Genomic DNA, 6,024 nt, shown 5'->3' with positions numbered 1-6,024 from the left:
GCCGACTGCTTCGGCCTGCGCCTGCTCAACCGCCGCGGCTGCTTCCCGCAGTTCGATAAGTTCATCGAGCAGACCAAGGACGTTTGGACCCACCTGGTCGACATCCGCAAGAGCTTCGAGCCGCGCGCCGAGGAGCTCGCAAAGAAGTACGCCCTGGCCCCCTACACCATGTTCATCGGCTCCGGCGCCCTGTGGGGCGAGACGATCCTGTTCTCGATGTGCATCCTGGAGGAGATGCAGTGGAAGCGCACCCGCTACATCACCTCGGCCGACTTCTTCCACGGCACCCTCGGGCTCGTGGAGCCCGGCGTCCCCGTGTTCCTGTTCATGGGCGAGGACGAGAACCGCAAGCTCGACGAGCGCGTCCGCGCGTTCGTCAACCGCGGCGTGACCGGCGACACCGACATCAACATCATCGCCACCGCCGAGTTCGCGATCCCCGGCCTTGACGACGAGTTCCGCGTCATCGTGTCTCCGTGGATCCTTTCCTCGCTGATCACCGATCGCCTTGCCGCTTACTACGAGACGGTCACCAAGCACAACCTCAACTACCGTCGCTACTATCACCAGTTCGACTACTAATAGTTGACCACTCATTTAAGAAGCACCCTGCCCGGGCGCATGCGTCCGGGCATTTTTATGCCGAAATTCGCTAGGAAGGGGATCGAATGAGGCAGTTTATCGTGGCGTCCCATGCTCATTTCGCGTCTGGAATCGTCGAGAGCATCGGCCTGCTTTCCGGTGAGCGCGAAAACGTCCATGCGCTCTCTATGTATGTCGACGGAAACGAGGACCTGTCCAAGGAGGCTGCAGCGATTCTGGACGGCTTTGCCGCGGACGACGAAGTTGTCGTGTGCACTGACCTCTTTGGCGGCAGCGTCAACAACGAGTTCACCAAGATCGTCCAGACGCGTCCCAACACGCACCTCGTGACCAATATGAACTTGCCACTCCTTATTCAGCTGCTGTTCGTACCCGATTCCACTCCGATCGACGAGGCCATTCGCCAGATCGTCGAGGCGGACGACACTAAGGTCAAGTACGTCAACGACCTGCTGGGGCAGGCCGAACTCGATGAGTTTTAATCGTTAGGAGCACATCATGATTCAGATGATTCGTGTAGATTATCGACTGCTTCACGGCCAGGTTGCCGTTAGCTGGACCTCGGCTCTGGGTGCCGACTGCATCCTGTTAGTGAGCGACACGGTCCTCAATGACAAGCTTCGTCTGCAGGCCCTGTCCCTTGCAAAGCCCGAAGGATGCAAGGTCGTCGTCAAAAACACCGAGGATGCTGTCAAGGCGCTCCAGAGCGGTGTGACCGATAAGTACAAACTCTTCGTGGTTTGCGAGACGATTCAGCAGGCCGGTGCCGTCGCCAAGGCGATGGGAGTCAAGAAGATCAACCTCGGCAACGTTGCCTTTAGCGAGAATGCCCGCCAGGTCTCGACGAGCGTGTTCCTCACGCCCGAGAACGAGGCCTACGTGAAGGAGCTGCTCGGCGAGGGCTATGAACTGTTCATTCAGATGATTCCGGCAGATGCGAAGACTGACGCCGCGAAGGTCATCGGTTAGGGGCCGTCATGGTTATCAAGACAATCCTGATTTTCCTTATTGCCCTTTTGGGTTATTCCGAGTGGCTGACGGGCACGAGCTACCTCCAGCGCCCGATCGTGCTCGGACCTCTGGTTGGCCTTGTCATGGGCGACATGGTGACCGGCACGATCATGGGCGCCACGATGGAGCTTGCCATGGTCGGCGCCATCTCGGTCGGCGCCTATAACCCGCCCGATACGATTTCCGGCACTATCCTGGGCGTATCTCTTGCCATGCAGGCCGGCGCGGACGCTTCGGCGGCCCTGACCCTGGGTATTCCTATCGCCACGATCGTCCTGGCGCTCGACACGGCCCTGGGCCAACCGGTCATGCTGCTGCTGGTGCACCGTATCGACAAAAACGTCGAGGACGGAGACACCAAGGCCATCACGCGCAACATGCTCATCGCCGGTTACGCGCAGAGCTGGTGCGGCCTGCTGATTATTCCCCTGGCATTCTTCTTTGGTGCCGATGCTGTTGCCAGCCTGCTCAACATCATCCCCGATTTCGTTCAGACCGGCATGGATGTCGCCGCCGCCTTCTTGCCCGCACTCGGCTTTGCGATGCTGGCGCAGATGATTATGAACAAAACAGTGGCTCCGTTCTTCTTCGCTGGCTTCTTCCTCGTCGCCTACTTTGGCATTAGCACGACGGGCGTGGCGATCTTTGCCGCGATCATCGTCGTCGCGATGACGGTTTTGGGTGACAAGAAAAAGGCGGAGCAGCCCGCAGCGGCAACCGAGGATCCTGCGATTGGGAGTGGGTTCGATGAGTTTTAAGTTTGAGTCTTCTTACGACGGGCTGATTTCCCGCGCAGACCTTAAGAAGCTGTTCTGGCGCTCGATTCCCTATGAGCATTCCTGGAACTACGAGCGTATGGGCCATATCGGCTTTATGTGGGCCCTTATGCCGATCCTTCGCAAGCTGTATCCGCAGGATGCGGACTTTAAGGCCGCACTCAAGCGCCATATGGAGCTCTATAACGTCACGCCGTATATCTCGACGCTCCCCATGTCCATTGCTGCCGCAATGGAAGAAGTCAACGCCACCGAAGATAACTTTGACACGAGCGCGATCTCTAATGTCAAGCTTGCTTTGATGGGACCGCTGTCCGGCGTGGGCGATGCCTTCTACTGGGGTACGCTGCGAATTTTGGCAACGGGTGTCGGCACGTCGCTGGCGCTGCAGGGCTCTATTCTTGGCCCGATTTTGTTCCTGCTCGTGTTCAACGTCCCCCACTACATCATCCGTTACCTGCTGACGTTTGTGGGATATCGCTTTGGCTCGGACATGATCAGCAAGGTCCAGGAATCGGGCATTATGGACACGATCGTCAAGATGGCCTCTATCATGGGCGCCATGGTGATCGGCGCTATGACCATGGAGATGGTCACCGTGGACATTCCGCTCATGGTCGGCGCGGGCGATGGCGCTCAGACGCTCGCCGAGCTGCTCAACGGAATCTTCCCGGGCTTTGTCACGATGGGGCTGTTTGGAATTGTCTATCTCATGCTCAAGAAGAAGATGAATCCGCTGCTCATCATGCTCGTGATCCTACTCGTGAGTATCGCCGGCGCGTTCTTTGGAGTGCTTGGTGTCCAGTAGGGTATCCGTCATAATTAAAACAATATAAGAGGGGGCGTCGCGCACATTGTGCTGCGGCGCCCTTTTGCCGAAAGGTGGACAAGATGGAGTATCCGCAGCTTGCCGTCATGAATATCAGCCATCGTTATTTTGACCTTGAGGAATTCTTTTCCTCGGCAGCGGCCTCGGGCTACACGTGTTGCGAGCTTTGGACCGGGGCGATGCATCTGTATGTCGATTGCCATGGATACGATTCGATCGAGCAGGTGCGGGAGCTGTCACAGCGGTATGGGGTTCGGATTGTGGGGCTTTGTCCCGAACAGAACAACCCCAAGCCGTGGAATATCGCGGCGCGCGGGAATGAGGCGCGTACCCGCACGCTCGCGTACTTTAAGAACGTTGTGGATATCGCGGCGGAACTTGGAGCCGAGCAGGTCATGGTCTCGAGCGGCTGGGCATTTTTGAACGAGCCGATCGAGGACGCGTGGGGTCGCAGTGCCTCGATGCTGCGTGCGATTGCCGAGCATGCGGGAGAACGTGGCGTGCGACTGGTGCTCGAGGCTCTACAACCGGTTGAGTCGATAATCGTGAACTCGGCGGCCGACACGAAGCGCATGATTGAGGCAGTTGACCATCCGGCACTTAAGGCGTGTCTGGATATGGGCGCCATGGCGGTGGCGGGGGATACCATCGACGATTATTTCGATCTGCTTGGCGATGATGTCGCCCACGTGCATTTTGTCGATGTTGCGGCAGATGGCACGACGCATCTTGCCTGGGGTGACGGCGACCGCGATATGCGCGCCGACCTGGATAGGCTGGTGGCGCGCGGCTATCGCGGAGTTGTTTCGGCCGAGACCTATGACGGGCGCTATTTTGCCGACCCCGCAGCTGCCGATGCGCAGGTAATGGCAGAGTATCGTCGTGCGATTGGCGCCTAGGTGGGGTCGGGCTGCGGCAACCTACCCTATGTTTCCAGATGAATACGGTGTGAGCGGCTGCGACGGATTTTCCCCGCAAGCACTCTAGTATGCTAAAGTACCCAGAAGACCGGCGGAGCTATGCCGGTCTTCTGCTCTATATGAAACACAGCATGAGGAGGCTCACCAGATGACGGCCACACCGTGGGGATTCCGGGACATATTGCCCGAGGAGGCTCAGGCGCGCGAGGAGATTGCGCTGACGGTGAAGGGCTGCTTCAGGGAGCATCATTACCTTCCGGTCGAGACGCCGCTGCTCGAGGACAAGGGTTCGCTTGAGGAAGGCGGCCGCATCGCGGACACGCCGTTTAAGCTCTTTGACGACGACGGGCGTCTGTTGGTGGTCCGCCCCGACAACACACTGCCGATCGTGCGCCTGGTTTCGACCCGCATGCGCGCGGCCGACCTGCCCCTGCGCCTGCGCTACGAGGCGCCGGTGGTTCGCGAGTGTCAGCGCAATGCCGGCGGCTCGCGTCAGTTTACGCAGCTGGGCTTTGAGCTTATCGGCGCGGGCGATACCGCGGGCGATGTCGAGATTGTTTCGCTGGTGGCGGAGGCCGTGCGTGAGCTGGCACTTCCCGATGCGCGCATCATCGCAGGCAGCGTGCGTCCTTTTAAGGAATTGCTCGCGGTATGCGAGGATCGTGAGCTGGCTGCCGAGGCCCTGCGCTGCGTGCACGCCAACGACTTTGTGGGCCTCGATGCCCGCGTGGCGGCAAGCGCCGAGTCCGATGCCGTCAAGGCCGCCATTAGCGAGCTGCCGCGTCTGCACGGCGGTGCCGAGGTACTCGACCGCGTGGACGCGCTGCTGGAGGCCGCCGGTATCGTCGCGCCGCTGACGCGCGAGCTGCGTGCCCTGGTCGAGGGCCTGGCACCCGAGGACGCCCAGGTGCTGTCGTTCGACTTCTCTATCATGAACTCTTTCGATTACTACACGGGCCTGGTCTTTAAGGCCTATGCCGGCGGCTTGCCCGATCCGGTCGGTTCGGGCGGACGCTATGACTCCATCTTTACCGGCGCATTTGGCGACGGTATCGAGGTGCCGGCGGCGGGCTTCGCCTTTTCGCTCGAGCGCCTGGAGGCCGCGCGCACCTCGGCCGAGGATGCCGCTTCCGATGGCGACCATGCCGCGGGCCGTGGCGCCGAGGGCCCGCTGCGCATCGCCGTGCCCAAGGGCTCGCTTAAGGCCGACACGCTCGACGTGCTCGAGGCCGCGGGTCTGGACGTCTCTGAGCTGCGTGACCCCGGCCGTCACCTGATCGTGCGCGGTCGCGACACGCGTGCCGGCGAGGGCGCGGTCGGCGATATCGAGTTTGTCATTGTGCGCCCCAGCGACGCGCCCGCCTTTGTGGGCTGCGGCGGCGCCGACTGCGGCATCTGCGGCTGGGACTCGCTTATCGAGGCCGACCTCAACCTTCTGCAGCTGGTCGATCTGGGCTACGGCCTGTGCACTTTCATTGAGGCGGAGCCCGCATGGCGCGCCGGCCAGGCCGAGCGCAACTATGCCCGCCGCGGGTCGCTTCGCGTGGCCACCAAGTACCCGCGCATCGCGAGCGCCTGGTATGCCGAGCGCGGCGTGAACGCCGACATCGTTTCGCTGCACGGTAACATCGAGCTGGGCCCCATCGTCGGCATGACCGATCGCATCGTGGATATTACCGCGACGGGCGCCACGCTGCGCGACAACGACTTGGTCATCACCGGCCGCATTATGGACTGCACGGCCCGCTTCTTCGTCAATCCGGGTGCCGCGCGCCTGGATCCGCGCGTACGCAATCTGGCAGATCGCCTGGCCCCGGCCGTTAAGGACAAGCATTTTGAGCCCGTTGCGGGCTCGGCACAATAGCGCGAGCACGCACGGGCGCCC

7 protein-coding genes are annotated in these 6,024 nt (G+C 60.9%); all 7 read left to right on the top strand.

The window, feature by feature from the left end:
- On the top strand, positions 1 to 582 hold a 582-nt coding region (locus tag DWZ15_RS08360), incomplete at its 5' end, for an SIS domain-containing protein (protein WP_369833271.1).
- A gap of 86 nt (positions 583 to 668) precedes the next feature.
- The gene (locus tag DWZ15_RS08355) at positions 669 to 1,085 is read left to right on the top strand and encodes a PTS sugar transporter subunit IIA (protein WP_117564884.1); all 417 of its coding nucleotides are present in this window, start codon (positions 669 to 671) and stop codon (positions 1,083 to 1,085) included.
- A 16-nt stretch (positions 1,086 to 1,101) separates the two neighbouring features.
- The gene (locus DWZ15_RS08350; protein WP_117564885.1) at positions 1,102 to 1,572 is read left to right on the top strand and encodes a PTS sugar transporter subunit IIB; all 471 of its coding nucleotides are present in this window, start codon (positions 1,102 to 1,104) and stop codon (positions 1,570 to 1,572) included.
- Positions 1,573 to 1,580: 8 nt separating this feature from the next.
- Positions 1,581 to 2,372 (top strand): PTS sugar transporter subunit IIC, encoded by a 792-nt coding sequence (locus DWZ15_RS08345; RefSeq protein ID WP_117564886.1) that lies wholly within the window; start codon positions 1,581 to 1,583, stop codon positions 2,370 to 2,372.
- A complete protein-coding gene (locus tag DWZ15_RS08340) occupies positions 2,362 to 3,198 on the top strand; it encodes a PTS system mannose/fructose/sorbose family transporter subunit IID (protein WP_099432276.1) in 837 nt (278 codons plus the stop codon). The genes DWZ15_RS08345 and DWZ15_RS08340 overlap by 11 nt, the downstream gene beginning before the upstream one ends.
- A gap of 83 nt (positions 3,199 to 3,281) precedes the next feature.
- Positions 3,282 to 4,118 carry a sugar phosphate isomerase/epimerase gene (locus DWZ15_RS08335; protein WP_117862625.1) on the top strand — a complete coding sequence of 279 codons (837 nt, stop codon included), beginning with the start codon at positions 3,282 to 3,284 and terminating at the stop codon, positions 4,116 to 4,118.
- A gap of 169 nt (positions 4,119 to 4,287) precedes the next feature.
- The gene (gene hisG, locus DWZ15_RS08330; protein ID WP_118450440.1) at positions 4,288 to 6,003 is read left to right on the top strand and encodes an ATP phosphoribosyltransferase; all 1,716 of its coding nucleotides are present in this window, start codon (positions 4,288 to 4,290) and stop codon (positions 6,001 to 6,003) included.
- Positions 6,004 to 6,024 lie beyond the last annotated feature (21 nt).

The organism is Collinsella sp. AF29-7AC, from assembly GCF_003475665.1.
Classification (GTDB): Bacteria; Actinomycetota; Coriobacteriia; order Coriobacteriales; family Coriobacteriaceae; genus Collinsella.
This window is presented reverse-complemented; position numbering and strand designations above follow the sequence as displayed.